Source organism: Microlunatus aurantiacus (genome assembly GCF_039536605.1).
GTDB lineage: Bacteria > Actinomycetota > Actinomycetes > Propionibacteriales > Propionibacteriaceae > Microlunatus > Microlunatus aurantiacus.
The window spans coordinates 320,033-337,799 of sequence record NZ_BAAAYX010000003.1; the positions used below are offsets into that span (position 1 = coordinate 320,033).

A 17,767-nucleotide genomic window follows, 5' to 3' on the forward strand; every position below is an offset into this window, starting at 1 on the left:
CGGGCTCGGACCTCCTTCTCGATGGTGCTGTGGATGACGCTCCAGCAGCGAGCGACTCGTGCGAGCCTGCGATGCATGAGCAGGTTCGAGGACGAGATGAGTCTGGCCCGAACTCCTCGGCTCGGCAGGATCTCCGCGATCGAGGGGTGAGCCGCCGGGCGATCGCCGGCGCGGCGTACGAGCGCAGCACGCGCGGCTACCACCGCCGCGCCGCCATCTCCTCGTCGGGCATCTCCTCGTCGGGCTCCCTTGGTCCGCCGACCTCGGCCCAGCGCATCCTCGACGCGACGGCCGTGCTGCCACCCGGCGCACTGCTGGGCGGTTGGGCCGCCGCCTACGTCCACGGCGTCGACGACCTCGACGGTCGCGATCATCTGACACTCGCCCCGCTGCCTGTGCCGATCCTCCTGCCACCCGGGTTGCGTCGTCGCAGCACCCCGGCGCTGTCGTACCGGCAGAGTGCACGACCGCCGAGAAGTGAGACGGTGCACGAGCTACCGGTGACGACGCTGTGGCGGACCGTCTTCGATCTCGCTCGGTGGGCTCCCGACGTGACCGAGGCAGTGGTGGCGGTGGATGCCGTTCTGGCCGCTCGTCTCCTCACGCGGGGAACCCTCGAACGCCACATCAGCAGCGCGCCGAGCCGGCGCGGCATCGCCCAGGTGCGGACAGCCGTCACGCTCGCTCGGGCCGGCGTCCGCAGCCCCTGGGAGTCACGACTCCGGATGTTCGCCACGCTCGAGGTCGGGATGGTGACGCTCCAGCCCAACCGCGCCGTCTTCGACCGAAGCGGACGGCTGCTCGGCATCCCCGATCTCCTCGATACCGATGCCGGGCTGGCCATCGAGTACGACGGCGCCAGCTGGCGCGCGGAGCGGTCGCACGGGCACCGGGACCGGCGACAGCACCGCGAGGACAACATCCGCGAAGAGCGCCTCGAGCGGGCCGGGCTCGTCGTGGTCCGCGTGGACAAGGCGGATCTGATCCAGCACCGCACCGAGCTGGCCGGTCGCCTGCGCGCGGCCCGCGCTGAGGGGATGGACAGGGACCGCGGGCGCGACGGCTGGACCGTGGACGAGCCGGAGGGCTGGTACGGGCTGCCCGCCTGATCGAGAAGGAGGTCCGGGCACGCCAGGATGCCGACCACCGTGTCCGAGCCTCCTTGTCGGCGCTCGAACCGGTCCACCTAGGACCCCAGGTACGACCGGCGGCGGCGCGAGCGGCGGTCGTCGCGCGCCAGACGCTCCTCGGCCTTGCCGGAGGACTGCAGCAGGTACGGCACCGAGGTCACCATCACCCCGGGGGTGAACAGCAGCCGGGCCTTCAGCCGCAGCGCGCTCTGGTTGTGCAGGATCTGCTCCCACCAGTGCCCGACCACGTACTCGGGGATGTAGACCGTGACGACGTCCCGCGGAGAGTCCTTCCGCAGGTTCTTGACGTAGTCCAGGATCGGGCCGGTGACGTCGCGGTACGGGGAGGCGATCACCTTGAGCGGGATGTCGATGCCGGTCTCGTTCCACAGGCCGACGAGCCGGTCGGTCTCCTCCGGGTCCACCGCGACGGTCAGCGCCTCCAGCACGCTCGGCCGGGACGCCTTGGCGAACGCGACCGCCCGGGCGGTGGGTTTGTGCAGCTTGGACACCAGCACCACGGCCCGGACCCGGCTCGGCAGCGTCCGGTCGTCGCCCTCGACCAGGGCGGTCTCGGCGGACACCCGGTCGTAGTGCCGGCGGATCGACTTCATCAGCACGAACAGAGCGGCCATGGCGATGATCGCGATGTAGGCACCCTGGGTGAACTTGGACAGCAGCACGATCACCAGCACCGTGCCGGTCATGGTGAGACCGGTCCCGTTGATCACCCGCGAGCGCTTCATCCGGGCTCGGACCGCCGGTTTGGTCTCGGTCTTCAGCAGCCGGGTCCAGTGCCGCAGCATCCCGAGCTGGCTGACGGTGAAGGAGACGAACACCCCCACCACGTAGAGCTGGATCAGGGCGGTCACGTCGGCGCGGAAGGCGATGATCAAGATGATGGCCAGCACGGCCAGGGTGATGATGCCGTTGCTGTAGGCCAGCCGGTCACCGCGGGTGTGCAGCTGACGCGGCAGGTAGCCGTCTCGGGCCAGGATCGAGCCGAGCACCGGGAAGCCGTTGAAGGCGGTGTTCGCGGCCAGGAACAAGATGAGCATGGTCGCGGCCACCACGAAGTAGAAGCCCGGGGTGAAGTCGGAGAAGATCGCCCGGGACAGCTGACCGATGGCGGTCTCCTCGACCACGTCGACCCGCTGACCGTTCAGCGTGTAGTGCGAGTACGGGGCGTCGATCAGCTTCAACCCGGTCAGGTTGGCCAGGGTGATGACGCCGATCAGCATGGTGACAGCGATGGTGCCGAGGAGCAGCAGGGTCGTCGCCGCGTTCTTGCTCTTCGGCTTCCGGAAGGCCGGGACGCCGTTGGAGATCGCCTCCACCCCGGTCAGCGCGGCGGAGCCCGAGGAGAAGGCACGGGCCAGCAGGGCGACCATCGCGAACCCGGTGAAGGCGGCGTACTTGGGGTCGGCCTCGATCCCGTACTGGGCGCTGTGGGCCTGGACCTCGTCACCGAGCACCAGGATCCGGAACAGCCCGTAGACCACCATGCCGATGATGCCGACCATGAAGCAGTAGACCGGGATGGCGAAGACCGCACCTGACTCCCGGACACCGCGCAGGTTCAGGGCCATCAGGATCAGCGCGGCCAGGGCTCCGATCCAGGCCTCGTGCCCGTCGATGAAGGGGAAGACCGACTTCGCGTTCTGCACGCCGGAGGAGATCGACACGGCCACGGTGAGGACGTAGTCCACCATCAGCGCGCTGGCCACGGTGAGACCCGCGTTGGAGCCGAGGTTGGTGGTCGCCACCTCGTAGTCGCCGCCGCCGGAGGGGTAGGCGTGCACGTTCTGGCGGTACGACGCGACGACCACGAGCATCACCACCGCGACCAGGATGGCGATCTTCCAGGAGTAGCCGTACGCCACCAGGCCCGCGAGCGAGAGGGTCAGCAGGATCTCGTCGGGGGCGTAGGCCACCGACGACAGCGCGTCCGAGGCGAAGACCGGCAGGGCGATCCGCTTGGGCAGCAGGGTCTCGCCCAGCTGCGTGCTCCGGAGTCGCCGGCCGATGAGGAGGCGCTTCGCGACCTCGGCGGGGTTCACGTGCGGCACTCTAACCTCTGGTGCAGCGGTCGCCCTACCGACGCGTCACCCTAGACTCGTGCCCGTGCACATCGTGATCATGGGCTGCGGCCGCGTGGGATCCACCCTGGCCCGGAGCCTGGAGAAGCGCGGTCACACAGTGGCGGTGATCGATCACAACATCGAGGCGTTCCGACGGCTGGGACCCGACTTCGAGGGTCAGACGGTGAAGGGGGTCGGCTTCGACCAGGAGGTGCTCGCCGAGGCGGGGATCGACCGGGCCGAGGCGTTCGCCGCCGTGTCGAACGGCGACAACTCCAACATCCTCGCCGCCCGGGTGGTGCGCGAGACCTTCGACGTGCACAACGTGGTGGCCCGCATCTACGACCCCGGGCGGGCCGAGGTGTACGAACGGCTGGGCATCCCCACCGTCGCGACCGTACGCTGGACCGCCGACCAGGTCCTGCGTCGGCTGCTGCCGGCCGGCTCGGAGCCGCAGTGGCGTGACCCGTCCGGTTCGGTCCGGTTGATGGAGGTGCACGTCGACCGGTCCTGGGTGGGTCGCACGATCGAGCAGATCGAGGACGCCACCGGCGCGCGGATCCCGTTCCTGTTCCGGCTCGGCTCGGGTCAGGTGCCCAGGCGGAGCACGGCCTTCCAGGACGGGGACCTGATCTACGCCGCGGTGACCGACGCCCGGCTCGCCGAAGTCGAAGCCATCCTGGCCGATCGCCCCAAGGAGCTGTGAGAGATGCGCGTCGCCATCGCCGGAGCCGGCAACGTCGGCCGGTCCATCGCCAGCGAGCTGATCGAGAACGGCCACCAGATCCTGCTGATCGACCGCGACCCGCACGCGATCAAGGCCGACTCGGTGCCGGAGGCCGACTGGTTGCTCGCGGACGCGTGCGAGCTGTCCTCGCTCGAGGAGGCCAACATCGACTCCTGTGACGTGGTCATCGCGGCCACCGGTGACGACAAGGCCAACCTGGTCACGTCGCTGCTGGCCAAGACGGAGTTCGGCGTGCCGCGGACGGTCGCGCGGGTGAACCACCCCAAGAACGAGTGGCTGTTCAACGACGTCTGGGGCGTCGACGTCGCCGTCTCCACCCCTCGGCTGATGTGCGCGCTGGTCGAGGAGGCGGTCACCGTCGGCGACCTGGTGCGGCTGCTCACCTTCCACGAGGGGGACGCCAACCTGGTCGAGATGACGCTGCCCGACGACAGCCCGCAGGTCGGCGTGCGGATCGGGGACATCAGCTTCCCCGGGGACGTCGTGCTGGTGGCCATCATCCGCGACGGTCACGCCCAGCCGCCCGACCCCGACGGGACGCTGGAGGCCGGCGACGAGCTGCTCTTCGTCACCGCGCAGTCGTACGAGAAGGAGCTGGCCGAGATGCTGGCCCCCCGGCGCGGCACCGTGGCGGTCGCCGTGACGGCGACCCCGCGGGTGACCCGCTAGGGCCCCGCGAGGACGGGCTCAGACTCCCCTGGGCCCGTCGAGCAGCTCGTAGCGCGGGTTGTACAGCAGGCGCTCCCCACGGCGACAGCTGACCCGTCCTTCGACGGACAGCGTGCGACCGGGCTCGATGCCCGCGATCTCACGCCGTCCGAGCCAGACCAACCGGGCCGCGCCGCTGCCGTCGCGCAGCTCGACCTCCAGTGCCGGGTGACCGCCACGGGGGTGGATGGTGACGTTGGACACGGTGCCGCGCAGGCGGACGAGCTGGCGGTCCTCGCAGGTGCGAATCGGGACGGCGGACTCGGCTTCGACGGCGCGTTGCATCTCCTCCGACTCCAGCTCGGCGTCCGAGGTGGCGAGGCGGTGGATGACCCGCTGCAGCAGAGAGTTCTTACCCATAGCACTTCCACTATGACACCGAATGTCAATTTCCGGTGCCTTCCGTGTGAGCCGCTACGCGTCCTCGGCCGACTCCGGGTCGGGCTCCACGTCGGCCGGGATCACCAGGGGCAGCAGGTCGCCCGGCGACTTGGCCTCGTCGCCGCGTCGGACGACCACCTCGCGGAACGCGGTCAGCAGATCCGCCACCGGCGGCTCCAGACCCTCCTCCAGCGCGGCCTGGCCGTAGAGGATGCCGCGGAGCAGCCAACGGGGTCCCTCGACCACCCACATCCGCGACGGCTGGTAGCCCTGCTCGCCGTCCGGTGTGGTGACCGGCAGCAGCCGGCGCAGCTCGACACCGAAGGGGCCCTCGACCAGAGCGGCCGATCCGCCGGCCTCCGTGGCCGCCTCCACGATCTCCTCGCGCAGCTCGGGCCACAGCCCCCCGCTGCGCGGGGCCGCGTACGCCCCCAGCTCCAGCGCGGAATCGCCCTTGATGAGCATCGCGGAGACGATCTGCTGGGTCTCCTCGGCGACCTGCAGCCGCAGCTCGGCGCCGCCGAACCCGGTGATGATCATGCTCCCCAGGTCGATCCGGGCGCGGCCGGGCAGCGGTTCGACGTCCAGGTCGACCTCGGTCAGGTCCCAGGGCCCGGCGCCCCGCCAGTCCCGTGAGTCCAGAGCCTCGACATCGAGCTCGGCCGCGGCCTCGTCGTCCCCGGCGGCCGACGCGGTCTCGTCGTCCTCGGGGAGGTCCTCGGCGGAGTCTGCGGACCCGGTGGTGTCCTCCGCCTCGTCGGCGGGGATCTCGTCGTCCTTGCGGCGGCGGCGGAAGATCATGACGCACTCACGCTGGTGGCTGCTCCTCGTTGCTGGGTCCGGCGGCCAGACCGCCGGTGGACCCGTGGCCGCCGGTGCCCCTCGATCGGCCGGCGGCTGCGGGCGAATCGGGCAATTGTGGCACGGGCACGAACCGGGCTCGCTCGACCCGCTGCACGACCAGCTGGGCGATCCGGTCGCCCCGGGAGATCGCCACCGGCGTCCGTGCGTCGGTGTTGACCAGGCAGACCAGGATCTCGCCGCGGTAGCCGGCGTCGACAGTGCCGGGGGCGTTGACGATGCTGATCCCGTGCCGGGCGGCCAGACCCGATCGAGGGTGCACGAAGCCGGCGTACCCGTCGGGCAGGGCGACGGCCACCCCCGTCCCCACCAGCCGGCGCTCTCCGGGCTCGAGCACGAACGACTCGGCCGAGACCAGATCGGCCCCGGCGTCGCCGGGGTGGGCGTACGACGGCGCGGCGAGCCCGTCGTCGAGGGCGACGTAGGCGATCGGCACGTCGGTCATCGGGCCGGCCGGGCGTGGTCTCGGCCCAGGACGGCGGTGATCGCCGCCGCCAGCTCGACCGGACGGCGGGTGGAGACCAGCCAGTAGGGCACCGGGTCGGCCGGGTCGTCCAGCCGCAGCTCGACCGCCGTCCGCGCGTACGGGCGGAGGACCAGGTGGGCCCGGGCGTCGGCCCCGGGGCCGGTCCGGTGAGCGGTGGCATCGACGTCCAGTGGGCGGGCGTCCGCCACGTAGGCCAGGTCCAGGACCGCTCGCCCGACCCGGAGCTCGGACCCGTCCAGCCGGAGCCGGATCGCACTGCCGCAGAACAGCGCGGTCAGCACGGCCTGGGCGCCGAGCAGAGCCAGGACACCCGCCAGCGGGCCGAGGTAGAAGCCGATCGCGGCCAGCCAGCTCAGGCTGAACAGCCCCGACAGCACCCACCAGCTCGGCGGCGGCCCGACCCACTCGCGGTACAGCACGCTCACAACCTAATCGCTCCCTCGCCGCATCCGGTCCGCTCGCCCGCTGTACGGTTCGAGCGTGACGGTGGCGACCTCGATGACTGTTTCGTCCAGGGTGCTCAGGGCGGTGTACCCGGTGGCCGGCGGGGCCGGCGCAGCCCTGGTCACCCGTGCGGTGCTCCAGGCCGCCCGGCAGCTCGTGGTCGGAGGAAACGTAACGCCGCCCGGCCGCAGCGGCGGCGGGACGGCGTTGGTGTGGACCGCTGTGAGCTGGGCGGTCTCCGGTGGGGTGGGCGTCTACGCGGGCAAGAAGCTCGTCCGGCCCACCCCGGTCACGTCCGTGGTCGCGACTCAGCCTGCGCAGTCGTAGCAGTAGGCGTTGCCGTTGGCCCGCTGCTCGGCGATCTGGCTGCGGTGCCGGACCAGGAAGCAGCCGGCGCAGGTGAACTCGTCGGACTGCTGCGGCAGCACCCGGACGGTCAGCTCCTCGTGGGAGAGGTCGGCTCCAGGGAGCTCGAACGACTCGGCGGCCTCGGCCTCGTCCTCGTCGACCTTCCCTGAGTTCTTGTCGTTGCGGCGAGTCTTGAGCTCCTCGATGGAGTCCTCGTTGAGCTCTTCCTCGGTCTTGCGGGGGGCGTCGTAATCGGTCGCCATCATTACCTTTCCGGGCGGTGGGCCCAGACATGTCGTCGTGGCCCGCGCGTATGAATACCACACGGGACAAGCGGGCGCGTGTCTTTCGGCTCGCGCCGCTACAACGCGCTCCGGCCTGGGGTATTCCAGCGGGTCGCGTCGGCGTACCTTACAGGGCTCCGGCGACCTGGCACAGGGCCGGTCGGTCCGGCTGGCGGAGGTTGGGGCAGCAGCCGGACAGGCAGGCGTAGCGCCCCACCGTGCCGCCCGCCACGACCGGCTGCTCGACCTGCTCGCCGCGCGCGACCGCCGCGCGCTCGACCAGCAGGTCCACCAGGGCGGTGACGAAGGCCGGATGGGTGCCGGCCGTCGCGGCCCGGGCGAACGGCAGCCCGAGCTGGCGAGCGGTCTCGGCCGCCTCGGTGTCGAGATCGAAGATGACCTCCATGTGATCGGACACGAAACCGATCGGGACCGCGACGACCGCCCGCTCACCGGCGGCGGAGAGGGCAGTCAGGTGGTCGTTCACGTCCGGCTCCAACCAGGGTTGCGTGGGCGGCCCGGACCGGGAGCAGTAGACGACGTCGTGGTCGTCGGCGATCGCCCGCACGTCGGCGACCCGGCGGGTGACCGCCGAGGCGACCAGACGGTGCCAGTCGACGTAGCCGCCGGCGGGCGACTTCGGCGGCGGTCCCGCCGTCTCCGCCATGGCGGTCGGGATCGAGTGGGTCACGAAGACCAACCGTGGGCGGACCCCGGCGCCCAGCTCGGCGACCAGGCCGTCGACCGCGGCCACGGTGGCGTCGACCGAGGCGGTGACGAAGCCGGGGTGGTCGGCGTAGTGACGGATCTTCTCGACCGTGATGGCGGTGTCGGCGAAGGCGTCGTAGAGGTTCTCCCGGTACTGCCGGCAGGAGGAGTAGGACGGGTAGGCGCTGGTGGTCAGCACGAGGACCCGACGGTGGCCCGCGGCCTCCATCTCCCGGGCCACCTCACCCACGTACGGGTCCCAGTTGCGGTTCCCCCAGAACACCGGCAGGTCGATCCCGCGACCGTCCAGCTCGGTGCGCAGGGCGGCGAGCAGCTCCCGGCACTGGTCGTTGATCGGGCTGCGGCCGCCGAACAGGAAGTAGTGCTCCCCGACCTCGGCCAGACGCTCCCGGGGAATGCCCCGACCCCTGGTGACGTTCTCCAGGAACGGCACCACGTCCTCCGGGCGCTCGGGGCCGCCGAACGACAGCAGCAGGACCGCGTCGTAGGGAGCGAGATCCGCCTGCTCGACCGTCGTGGCTGCACTGTCGGTGGCGGTGGGTACGGTCCCTGACACAGGGTTCGACGTGGGTTCGGGCACCTGATGATCTTGCCGCATGGCGGCAACTGGGACACGACAGGAGAGTGGCATGGCCGCGGGGTTCGGGGCGTATCGACGGGTGCTGAGCACCCCGGAGGTCCGGGCGTTCACCGCCGCCGGGTTCGCCGCCCGGCTGCCGATGGCCATGACAGGGCTGGGCATCGTCCTGCTCATCTCCATCACCTCGGGGTCCTACGGCCGCGCCGGCATCGTCACCGCGGTCGCCACCTTGACCACGGCGGTGGCCGCACCGGCCTGGGGCCGGCTGATCGATCGTTCCGGCCAGGCCAGGGTGCTCATCGCGGCGACGATCATCTACAACCTGAGCGTCGGGGCGCTGATCACCACGGTGCTCCTCGACGCCCCGATCGCCTGGACGCTGGCCTCAGCCGTCGGGGTGGGTCTCGGCTTCTCCTCGGCCGGCGCCGCCGTCCGCGCCCGCTGGAGTCATCGCCTCCGCGACACCCCCCTGCTCAACACCGCCTTCGCCTGGGAGGCCGTGCTGGACGAGGCGGTCTTCATCGTCGGTCCCGTGCTCGCCACCTTCCTCGCCACCTCGGTGCACCCCGCGCTGGGACTGGCCGCCGGCGGCGTGGTGGGACTCGTCGGGGCCGTGGCCCTGGCGGGCCAGCGGGAGACCGAGCCGCCGCGCACGCCGCGGACGCAACGGCACTCCTCCTCCCGCTTGTCGCCAGGGTTGCTGGTGCCGATCGTGTTCGCCTGCGCCGCTCTGGGGATGATGTTCGGTGGCATGGAGGTCGTCATCATCGCCTTCGCCGACGAGGCCGGGATCCTGCCGTTCGCCGGTGTGATCGTGATGACGTGGGCGGGCGGCTCGCTGATCGCGGGCGTCGTCACCGGCACCATCACCTGGACGGCCGGGCCGGCGAAGCGGTTCCGGGTCGGTGCGGTCCTGCTGGCCCTGTCGCTGATCCCGCTTCCCTTCGTGCTGCACCCGCTGCCGACGGCCGGTCTGCTGATCCTCAGCGGGTTGTTCATCGCCCCCACCCTGATCGCCTCCGTCGCGGTCACCCAGGCCGCGGTGCCGCCGGAGCGGCTGACCGAGGCGCTGGGCTGGACGTCGATGGGCATGGCCGGCGGCGTCGGTCTCGGGGCGGCCGCGCTGGGCCAGGTGATCGACGCGGGCGGCGCCCAGGCGGGGTTCTACGGGGTGATCGGGACCGGCTTGGTGCTGATCACCGCCGCGCTGTGCGTCCGGACCCGGCCCCCGGCCGTGCGGCCGGAGACTGCCCTCAGCGAGCCAGGTACTCCGCCAGACGATCTGCTGCCGGCCGAGACCGGAAACCGGTCGCGCTGAGCTTGGCCAGATCCAGCGCGCTGTGCCGTGGCCTGGGGGCCAGGTCCTTGCCTCGGCCGTACTCCTCGGCCGTGACCGCGGTGACCGTCGCCGGGTCCTGACCCCGCGCGGCGTAGACCTCGCGGGCGATGTCCGCCCAGCTCGTGACCGGGCCACCGTTGGACACGTTGTAGGTCCCGTACGGCGCCTCGACCGCCAGCAGGTGGTTGACGGCCCTGACGATCTCGTCGGTGAAGGTGAGCCGGCCGAACTGGTCGGCGACCACGCTCGGCGCCACGCCACGGTCGGCCAGCGAGGCCATGGTGGCGACGAAGTTCTTCCCGTCCCCGATCACCCAGCTGGTCCGCAGCAGGTAGTGCCGCGGCACGGTGGCGACGACCGCGTCACCGGCCGCCTTGGTCTGACCGTAGACACCGAGCGGGCTGAACGGCTCGTCCTCGCGATGGAGCTCCACGGTGCCGTCGAAGACGTAGTCCGACGAGAGGTGCACGAGGGTCGTCCGGTGCTCCTCGGCGGCGTGGGCCAGGGCCGCGACCGCTGCCACGTTCGTGGCCCAGGCGACCCGACGGCCCTGCTCGGTCTCGGCGGCGTCCACCGCCGTGTAGGCAGCGGCGTTCACCACCACGCCGTAACCGCTGAGGTCGATCCCGGCCAGGGCGGCCGGGTCGGTCAGGTCGAGGTCGGCCCGGGTCAGGCCCGTCGCGTCCGGCCACGCCGTGAGCAGGGCCCGCCCGAGCTGGCCACCGGCGCCGAGCACCAGCCGTCGGGGCGGCGGCATGGGGGTCACGTCGGCCAGCCGCGGATGGCGGCGGTCGGCCTCGGACAGCTCGGCCCGGTCCAGCGGGATCGGCCAGGCGATGGCCAGCGTCTCGTCGGCCAGGTTGCAGAACGTGTAGGACGCCTTGGCCGCCGGACTCCAGTGGTCGTTGACCAGGTAGGAGTACACGGTGTCGTCGGCCAGGGTCTGGAACGCGTTGCCGACCCCCCGGGGCACGAACACCGCAGTGTCGGGTCCGAGCTCCAGGGTGACCACCCGGCCGAAGCCGTCGCCCGGTCGCAGGTCCACCCAGGCACCGAAGATCCGGCCGTGGGCCACCGAGACGAGCTTGTCCCAGGGCTCGGCGTGGATGCCCCGGGTGGCCCCCGCGGTCGTGTTGAAGGACACGTTGTTCTGCACCGGGGAGAAGTCCGGCAGCCCGAGGGCGACCATCTTGGCCCGCTGCCAGTTCTCCTTGAACCAGCCCCGGTTGTCCGCGCGGACGTCCAGACGTATCACCTGCAGGCCGTCGATGGCGGTCGACGCGAGGGTGAGGTCACCCATGACTACTGCCCCTGGGAGGCGTACGCCGCCTCGGTGCCGGCCTTCTGCGGACGCCACCAGGCCTCGTTCTCGCGGTACCAGCTGATGGTGTCGGCGAGGCCGGCGGAGAAGTCGGAGAACCGGGGTGCCCAGCCGAGCTCGGTGCGCAACCGGGTGGCGTCGATCGCGTAGCGGAGATCGTGGCCCGGCCGGTCGGTGACCAGGTCGTACGCGTCACTCGGCCGGCCGAGCTCGGTGAGGATGGCCTCCACGACCTCCTTGTTGTTCTTCTCCCCGTCGGCGCCGATCAGGTAGGTGTCACCGATCCGGCCGCCGTCGATGATCGTCAGCACGGCGGCACTGTGGTCGTCGGCGTGGATCCAGTCACGCACGTTCTCGCCCCGGCCGTAGAGCTTCGGCCGCTGACCGTCCAGCACGTTGGTGATCTGCCGGGGGATGAACTTCTCCACGTGCTGGTAGGGACCGTAGTTGTTGGAGCAGTTGCTGATGGTGGCCTGCACCCCGAAGGACCGCACCCACGCCCGGACCAGCAGGTCGGAACCGGCCTTGGTCGAGGAGTACGGGCTGGACGGGTTGTAGGGGGTCTGCTCGGTGAACTTGGCCGGGTCGTCGAGCTCGAGGTCGCCGTACACCTCGTCGGTGGAGATGTGGTGGTAGCGGGTGCCGTGCTTCCGGACCGCCTCCAACAGCGTGTACGTGCCGATCAGGTTGGTCTGCAGGAACGGCGAGGGGTCTCGCAGCGAGTTGTCGTTGTGCGACTCGGCGGCGAAGTGCACCACTACGTCGGCCTCGGCCACCAGGGAGTCGACGACCGCGGCGTCGCAGATGTCGCCCTGCACGAAGCGGAAGCGCTCGGCGGGCAGACCCTCGAGAGAGGCGCGGTTCCCGGCGTACGTGAGCTTGTCGAGCACCGTCACGGAGTGGTCGGTGTGATCGAGCACGTGGCGGACGAAGTTGGAGCCGATGAAACCGGCGCCGCCGGTCACGAGATACGCAGGCATGGGCGCGATCCTAAGGTGTGACCCGACGTGGCATGGAAGACTCAACTGCCATGCGTGGCATCATCCTGGCTGGCGGCTCCGGCACCCGACTTCATCCGGTCACTCTGGGCATCAGCAAACAGCTGGTCCCGGTCTACGACAAGCCGATGATCTACTACCCGCTGTCGACGCTGATCTTCGCCGGCATCTCCGACGTGCTGATCATCACCACGCCACACGATGCCCCCGGCTTCGAGCGGCTGCTCGGTGACGGCTCGCAGTTCGGGATCTCGATCAGCTACGCACAGCAGCCCTCGCCGGACGGGCTGGCCCAGGCGTTCGTGATCGGCGCCGACTTCATCGGTGACGACAAGGTCGCCCTGGTGCTGGGTGACAACATCTTCTACGGAGCGGGGCTGGGCACCCAGCTGCAGAAGTTCAACGACGTCGACGGCGGGGCCGTCTTCGCCTACTGGGTGGCCGAGCCCAGCGCCTACGGCGTGGTCGAGTTCGACGCGGACGGTCGGGCGATCTCGCTGGAGGAGAAGCCCGCCGTGCCCAAGTCGAACTACGCGGTGCCGGGTCTCTACTTCTACGACAACGACGTGATCACCATCGCGCGCGAGCTGCAGCCCTCGCCGCGCGGGGAGTACGAGATCACCGACGTCAACAAGCACTACCTGGCCGCCGGGCGGCTGCAGGTGGGGGTGCTCCCCCGCGGCACCGCCTGGCTGGACACCGGCACCTTCGAGTCGCTGAATGACGCGAACAACTTCGTCCGGACCTTGGAGTCACGGCAGGGACTCAAGGTCGGGGCCCCGGAGGAGGCCGCGTGGCGGCAGGGGTTCCTCTCCGACGAGGACCTGCACACCCGCGCCACCGCGCTGGCCAAGTCCGGCTACGGGACCTATCTGCTGGACCTGCTCCGCCGCGGCCGGGGCTGATCCCCCGACCCGGGGGCGACGGAGCGTCGCCGCGACCACCCCGAGGGAGCACAGAACCAGGCCCGCGGCCGGTAGGTACCCGGTGCCCGGGGGCACGTCCCAGTTCGCCTCGCTCCAGGTCATCATGGTCAGGTAGTCGAGGGTGCCGCGCACGGCTCCGAAGGTGCTGACGCCGCCGAGGAGGAGCACCAACCGGAGGAGCGTCCGGAGTGACAGACGGGAACCGGTGCGGAGGACACCCACCAGGCAGGCGGTCGTGGTGATGTCGACCAGCCAGTACGCCGCGGCGCCGAGGGCGGCGGGGTCGTCCTGTCGACCCACGGGCTGCAGACCGACGAGGGCGAGCACGATCAGGGAGGCGACCAGGGCGAGGCCGGCCACCCGAGTGGAGCGGGCCATCGGCGCGACGATGACCGGGACCAAGGCGAGCGCGGCGATCACGCAGGCCGCCGCCCCGAGTCCGTACACCTCCGGCGGAGCACCGTCGACGGCCACCGGCAGCGGGTACGGCGTACCCGAGTCCATCCGAACGAGGCACTGCTCACTGAAGCCGACCGAGCCTGTCGGTTCCAGGATCGTGCCGACCAGCATGCTGGAGCGACAGGGATTCCACCACAGAGCCGTCGTCGACCAGGCTGCCACCCCGGAGAGCAGCATCAGCCCAGCGGAGACCCACCAGACCCAGGGTGGATCCGACCGCCCGCTGCTCACGCGGCGACCTCCGCCGGCACCCTTCGGGCAGCCATCGGCGGAGCGGGTCGACGCAGGAAAGTCAGCGCCAGGACCGCGATCCCGCAGACGAGCAGGAAGGCCGCCGTGAGGTAGCCGCTGCCGGGCGGTGCGTCCCAGTTCAAGTCACTCCAGTGCACCATCAGCAGGTAGTTCACGATCGGTCCGGCGAAGCCCATCGAGCTCAGGGCGAGCGCGGTCACCAGATGGCGCGGCCAGGTTCCGACCTGTCCCAGCAGCACGGCGAAGCCCGAGACGACCAGCAGATTCAGGAAGGTGGCCAACGGGTAGGCCACCTCTTCGGCGCCCGGGACGTCGTACGCGATGCCCACCGCGAGGACAGCGACCCCGAGGGCGGCGAACCCAGGCAGGGCCGCCACCAGCCGACTAGTCCCCGAGAGCGGCTCGGTGAGCACCGGGAGGAGCCAGGCGACGGCAACGGCGACGATGGTCACGACGATCAGTGCGAGGAGGCCGGGGGATGACGACGCCGCTGCCGTCGGGAGCGGAAAGGGCGTTCCCTCCCCCATCCGGTCGACGCATCCGTCCGCTACGTCAGCGGCGTCGCCAAACGAGGCAAGGGGTGTCCCGACCAGCATCGTGCCGCGGCAAGGCAACCACCACAGATGGACCGCGGCTGCTCCGGTGGTCGCGGCCAGCACGAGAGCGAACCCGGACGCCCACCACGCGCGGCGACGTTCTTCCATGGTCGGACACTACCGACGGACCGGCTGACTCACCGGAGATCCGAAGATCGCGTGATCCTGATCGCTCAGCCGGCGAGCAGCGCCTCGGCCAGGGCCCGTCCGGACAGGTACGCGGACTCGACCCGCGGCTTCTCCGACCAGCCGTCGCCGCACAGTCCGAGCCCGTCGACCAGGGCGTACGACTCCGACCGGGACCCGGACGGCTTGGCGAACGTCCAGCGGTGCACGAAGGTGCTCGACGGGAGCGGTGCAGCGAGGAGGTCGGCCAGCGCACCGGCCAGCTCCGGACCGGCCGCCTGCGGGTCGTCCAGGTGCCGCGACGCGAAGTCGGCGCCGGAGTGGGCGACCAGCACCGGGGCGTCGTCGCCGCGCCGCCGACCGTCGTCGGCCACCCAGTCCAGGACCTGGTGGTCGTTGACGAACAGCCCGTCGAAGTCCCAGACCCGCTCCGGCCACCGGGCCGCCAGGGCCAGCACCGGGGCGAAGGTCCCATCCGCCGGCAGTGCCTCGGCCACGTCCGGCGCGAGCAGCCGGCGAGCCTGCGGATCGGGCATGGCCAGCACCACCGCGTCGGTGGTGTCGTCGTCCACCAGCCACCCGTCGCCGGCGCGCCGGACCGTGCTGACCGGAGTCTCGAGCGCGACGTCCAGCCCGTCGGCCAGGTCCTCCACCAGCGAGCGCAGCCCGTGGGCCGCACCCCAGCGCAGCGGTCCGCTCTTCGGCTCGCCACCGGCCACGGCGAAGGTGTCGGTCCAGGGCCGGGCCAGGCCGCGGGCGGCCCAGTCGTCCACCACCGCGGCGAAGGCGTCATCGGACACGGTGAGGTAGGAAGCACCGAGATCGACCGGTCGGTCGTCGATCCGCCGGCTGGCCATCCGACCGCCGACCCGCCGCCCGCGCTCCAGCACCCTTACGTCGACGCCCGCCCGCTGCAGCGTCCGGGCGCAGGCGATCCCGGCCAGACCGGCGCCGACCACTGTCACGCGACCGCCGGTCATCGACGCCCCCGTCGAGCCGAGAGGTAGTCGGCCACCACGTACTCCCCCAGCCGTCCGATGTCAGGCGTGAACACCCGGCCGCCGGACCGTCGGGCGATGGCGTCGACGAAACGGGCCAGCCCGGGGTCCTCGCCCAGCATGAAGGTGTTGAGCGTCGCGCCGTAGCGGGACAGCTCGTCGACCTGGGCCACGGTGGCCCGCAGGGTGGCCGACGTGGTCGGCCACTGGAACTGCGCCTCCCCGTCCTCGGCCAGGTGCGCCGTGGGCTCGCCGTCGGTGACGACCAGCACCACCGGCTCGGCGTCCGGATGGCGGCGCAGGTGGCGGGCCGCCAGCATCAGCGCGTGCTGCAGGTTGGTGCCCTGGATCCAGTCCGGCTCGACCTCGGCCAGCTGCAGCGGGGTCAGTCGGCGGGCGTACCGGTTGAACCCGATCACCTGCAGCGAGTCCTGCCGGAAGCGGGTCTCGATCAGGTGGTTCAGGGCCAGCGCGGTCTGCTTCATCGGACCCCAGCGACCGTCCTGCACCATCGAGTACGACAGGTCGACGCAGAGCGCCACGGCCGCGGTGGTCCGGCGCTCGGTCTCGATCACCTCGAAGTCCTCGACGGCCAGCCGCACCCCGCCTCCACCGGCCGGCAACCCCGCGCGGCGCAGGGCGTTGGCCACGGTGCGCGGGGCGTCGAGCGGCAGCTCGTCGCCGAACTCCCACGGCCGGGTCAGTCCGGTCCGCTCGTCGGCCGACCCCGTCCGGCGGTCGTCGTGGTCTCCCCGGCCGGACGCCTCGAGCTGCGCGAAGACCCGCTTCAGGGCGGTCTGGCCCAGCCGGCGCAGCGAGCGCGGCGTCAGCCGGAGCCCGTCGTCGGTGCGGGTCAGGTACCCCTGCCGCTCCAGCTCCCGCTCCAGGTCACGCAGCCCCTGCAGGTCGGCCACGGCGTCGCGGCCGAGCCGCTTCTCCAGCAGGTCGACATCCACGTCGTCCAGGGTCGATCCCGGTCGGTCCTGGGACAGCTGCTGACCAAGGGCCTCCAGGTCGGCGAGCTCGGCGACGGCCTCGACCGCCTCCCCGTAGCCGAGCGGCTGTCCCCCCTGACCCATGCCGGTCGGCGACGAGCGGTCCAGGCCGGGCCGCAGCGCCCGCAGGTTGTCCGACAGCTGGGCCATCTCCGAGGCCAGATCGGCGTCGGACAGCGCCTGCTGCATCAGCTGCGCCAGCTGCTCCCGCTGCTCGGGACTGAGCGAGCTCATCATCCGCTGGGCGGCGGCCTGGCGGCGGGCCAGCGCGTCGATGAGCTCCTCGACGTCCTCCGGCTGCTCGGGGAAGAACTCGCCGTGCTTGTCCATGAAGTCGGCGAACGCGTCGGTGGTGTCCTCGTTGCGCGCGTGCTTGGCCAGCAGGGTGTTGAGGTCGGCCAGCATGTCCTTGACCTGCTGCATCGCCTCGGGATCCTGGCCCTCCAGCGCCTGCTTCATGCCGGCGAACTGCGCGTCCAGCACCTCCCGCTGCAGCATCTGGGTGATGGCCTCGTACGTCTGCCGCGCCTCGTCGGAACGCCACTGGTAGTCGCTCAGCGCGCGCACCGCCCCGGCGACGTCGTCGGGGATGGTGTCCAGCTCCATCTCCGCCAGCCGGTGCTCGTCGCCGTCCATCCCGGCGAGCTGCTCGCGCTCGGCGGCCAGCGCCTGGTCCAGCGCGGACCGGATCTGGTCGAGGGTGCCGCCCAGGTCACCGCGCTTGCGGGCCGCCGCCCGCAGCTTGCGCAACCGCTGGGCCAGCTTGTCCAGGCCACCCCGACCGTCCGGCCCGCGCTGCATCAGCTCCCGCAGCGCGTCCCGGACGGTGCCGGCCGACAGGACGTCGTCGCCGATCTTGTCCAGCGCCGCCCGCAGGTCGTACGGCGGCGCCAACGGGTCCCGGCCACCCCGCCACGGTCCGTAGCGGAACCGGCCGTGCGGGTCGGGGCTCTCGTAGCGGTCAGCGCTCACGACG

General features: G+C 71.3%; 18 protein-coding genes. 6 read left to right on the forward strand and 12 right to left on the reverse strand.

Features of this window, described 5'->3' with window-relative positions:
- Positions 1 to 146 precede the first annotated feature (146 nt).
- On the forward strand, positions 147 to 1,109 hold the full coding sequence (locus tag ABD714_RS07070; protein ID WP_344811597.1) for a hypothetical protein: 963 nt from the start codon (positions 147 to 149) through the stop codon (positions 1,107 to 1,109).
- 77 nt (positions 1,110 to 1,186) lie between these two features.
- Here the strand turns inward: ABD714_RS07070 and ABD714_RS07075 are convergent, their stop codons facing one another.
- On the reverse strand, positions 1,187 to 3,190 hold the full coding sequence (locus ABD714_RS07075; RefSeq protein WP_344811598.1) for an APC family permease: 2,004 nt from the start codon (positions 3,188 to 3,190) through the stop codon (positions 1,187 to 1,189).
- Positions 3,191 to 3,269: 79 nt separating this feature from the next.
- Between ABD714_RS07075 and ABD714_RS07080 the strand changes: the two genes are divergently transcribed.
- Positions 3,270 to 3,917 (forward strand): potassium channel family protein, encoded by a 648-nt coding sequence (locus tag ABD714_RS07080; protein ID WP_344811759.1) that lies wholly within the window; start codon positions 3,270 to 3,272, stop codon positions 3,915 to 3,917.
- Between the two features lie 3 nt (positions 3,918 to 3,920).
- Positions 3,921 to 4,628: a potassium channel family protein gene (locus tag ABD714_RS07085; protein WP_344811599.1), complete on the forward strand. Its 708-nt coding sequence runs from the start codon at positions 3,921 to 3,923 to the stop codon at positions 4,626 to 4,628.
- 18 nt (positions 4,629 to 4,646) lie between these two features.
- Here the strand turns inward: ABD714_RS07085 and ABD714_RS07090 are convergent, their stop codons facing one another.
- Genes ABD714_RS07090 through ABD714_RS07105 form a run of 4 tightly spaced genes read right to left on the reverse strand, consistent with a single transcriptional unit; the run spans position 4,647 to position 6,815 of the window.
- Positions 4,647 to 5,027: an OB-fold nucleic acid binding domain-containing protein gene (locus ABD714_RS07090; RefSeq protein ID WP_344811600.1), complete on the reverse strand. Its 381-nt coding sequence runs from the start codon at positions 5,025 to 5,027 to the stop codon at positions 4,647 to 4,649.
- Positions 5,028 to 5,081: 54 nt separating this feature from the next.
- A complete protein-coding gene (locus ABD714_RS07095; protein WP_344811601.1) occupies positions 5,082 to 5,849 on the reverse strand; it encodes a DUF3710 domain-containing protein in 768 nt (255 codons plus the stop codon).
- Positions 5,850 to 5,856: 7 nt separating this feature from the next.
- Positions 5,857 to 6,354, reverse strand: a complete 498-nt coding sequence (dut, locus tag ABD714_RS07100) for a dUTP diphosphatase (protein WP_344811602.1) — start codon at positions 6,352 to 6,354, stop codon at positions 5,857 to 5,859.
- On the reverse strand, positions 6,351 to 6,815 hold the full coding sequence (locus tag ABD714_RS07105) for a DUF3093 domain-containing protein (RefSeq protein WP_344811603.1): 465 nt from the start codon (positions 6,813 to 6,815) through the stop codon (positions 6,351 to 6,353). The genes dut and ABD714_RS07105 overlap by 4 nt, the downstream gene beginning before the upstream one ends.
- Before the next feature lie 61 nt (positions 6,816 to 6,876).
- On the opposite strand from ABD714_RS07105, the gene ABD714_RS07110 reads away from it, so the two are divergent.
- Positions 6,877 to 7,167, forward strand: coding sequence for a hypothetical protein (locus ABD714_RS07110; protein ID WP_344811604.1), 291 nt, complete (start codon positions 6,877 to 6,879; stop codon positions 7,165 to 7,167).
- On the opposite strand, the gene ABD714_RS07115 is transcribed toward ABD714_RS07110, so the two are convergent.
- The gene (locus ABD714_RS07115; RefSeq protein WP_344811760.1) at positions 7,149 to 7,451 is read right to left on the reverse strand and encodes a DUF4193 domain-containing protein; all 303 of its coding nucleotides are present in this window, start codon (positions 7,449 to 7,451) and stop codon (positions 7,149 to 7,151) included. The two genes, ABD714_RS07110 and ABD714_RS07115, sit on opposite strands and share 19 nt — an antisense overlap.
- A 148-nt stretch (positions 7,452 to 7,599) precedes the next feature.
- Positions 7,600 to 8,757, reverse strand: a complete 1,158-nt coding sequence (locus tag ABD714_RS07120; RefSeq protein WP_344811605.1) for a ferrochelatase — start codon at positions 8,755 to 8,757, stop codon at positions 7,600 to 7,602.
- Positions 8,758 to 8,830: 73 nt separating this feature from the next.
- Here ABD714_RS07120 and ABD714_RS07125 point away from each other — a divergent pair, with 73 nt between their 5' ends.
- On the forward strand, positions 8,831 to 10,099 hold the full coding sequence (locus ABD714_RS07125; RefSeq protein WP_344811606.1) for an MFS transporter: 1,269 nt from the start codon (positions 8,831 to 8,833) through the stop codon (positions 10,097 to 10,099).
- Here ABD714_RS07125 and ABD714_RS07130 read toward each other — a convergent pair.
- Positions 10,035 to 11,420: a sugar nucleotide-binding protein gene (locus ABD714_RS07130; RefSeq protein ID WP_344811607.1), complete on the reverse strand. Its 1,386-nt coding sequence runs from the start codon at positions 11,418 to 11,420 to the stop codon at positions 10,035 to 10,037. The two genes, ABD714_RS07125 and ABD714_RS07130, sit on opposite strands and share 65 nt — an antisense overlap.
- 2 nt (positions 11,421 to 11,422) lie before the next feature.
- Entirely contained in the window at positions 11,423 to 12,421 is a 999-nt protein-coding gene (rfbB, locus tag ABD714_RS07135; RefSeq protein ID WP_344811608.1) for a dTDP-glucose 4,6-dehydratase, read from the reverse strand.
- A gap of 50 nt (positions 12,422 to 12,471) precedes the next feature.
- Here rfbB and rfbA point away from each other — a divergent pair, with 50 nt between their 5' ends.
- Complete coding sequence (rfbA, locus tag ABD714_RS07140; RefSeq protein ID WP_344811609.1) at positions 12,472 to 13,344, forward strand: glucose-1-phosphate thymidylyltransferase RfbA; 873 nt, start codon at positions 12,472 to 12,474, stop codon at positions 13,342 to 13,344.
- A 707-nt stretch (positions 13,345 to 14,051) separates the two neighbouring features.
- Here the strand turns inward: rfbA and ABD714_RS07145 are convergent.
- The 3 genes from ABD714_RS07145 to ABD714_RS07155 all read right to left on the reverse strand — a co-directional run bounded on the left by ABD714_RS07145 (position 14,052) and on the right by ABD714_RS07155 (position 17,763).
- Positions 14,052 to 14,528: a hypothetical protein gene (locus ABD714_RS07145; RefSeq protein WP_344811610.1), complete on the reverse strand. Its 477-nt coding sequence runs from the start codon at positions 14,526 to 14,528 to the stop codon at positions 14,052 to 14,054.
- A gap of 317 nt (positions 14,529 to 14,845) precedes the next feature.
- On the reverse strand, positions 14,846 to 15,778 hold the full coding sequence (locus tag ABD714_RS07150) for an NAD(P)/FAD-dependent oxidoreductase (protein WP_344811611.1): 933 nt from the start codon (positions 15,776 to 15,778) through the stop codon (positions 14,846 to 14,848).
- Entirely contained in the window at positions 15,775 to 17,763 is a 1,989-nt protein-coding gene (locus ABD714_RS07155) for a VWA domain-containing protein (protein ID WP_344811612.1), read from the reverse strand. Before ABD714_RS07155 ends, ABD714_RS07150 begins: the two co-directional genes overlap by 4 nt.
- Between the last annotated feature and the right edge of the window lie 4 nt (positions 17,764 to 17,767).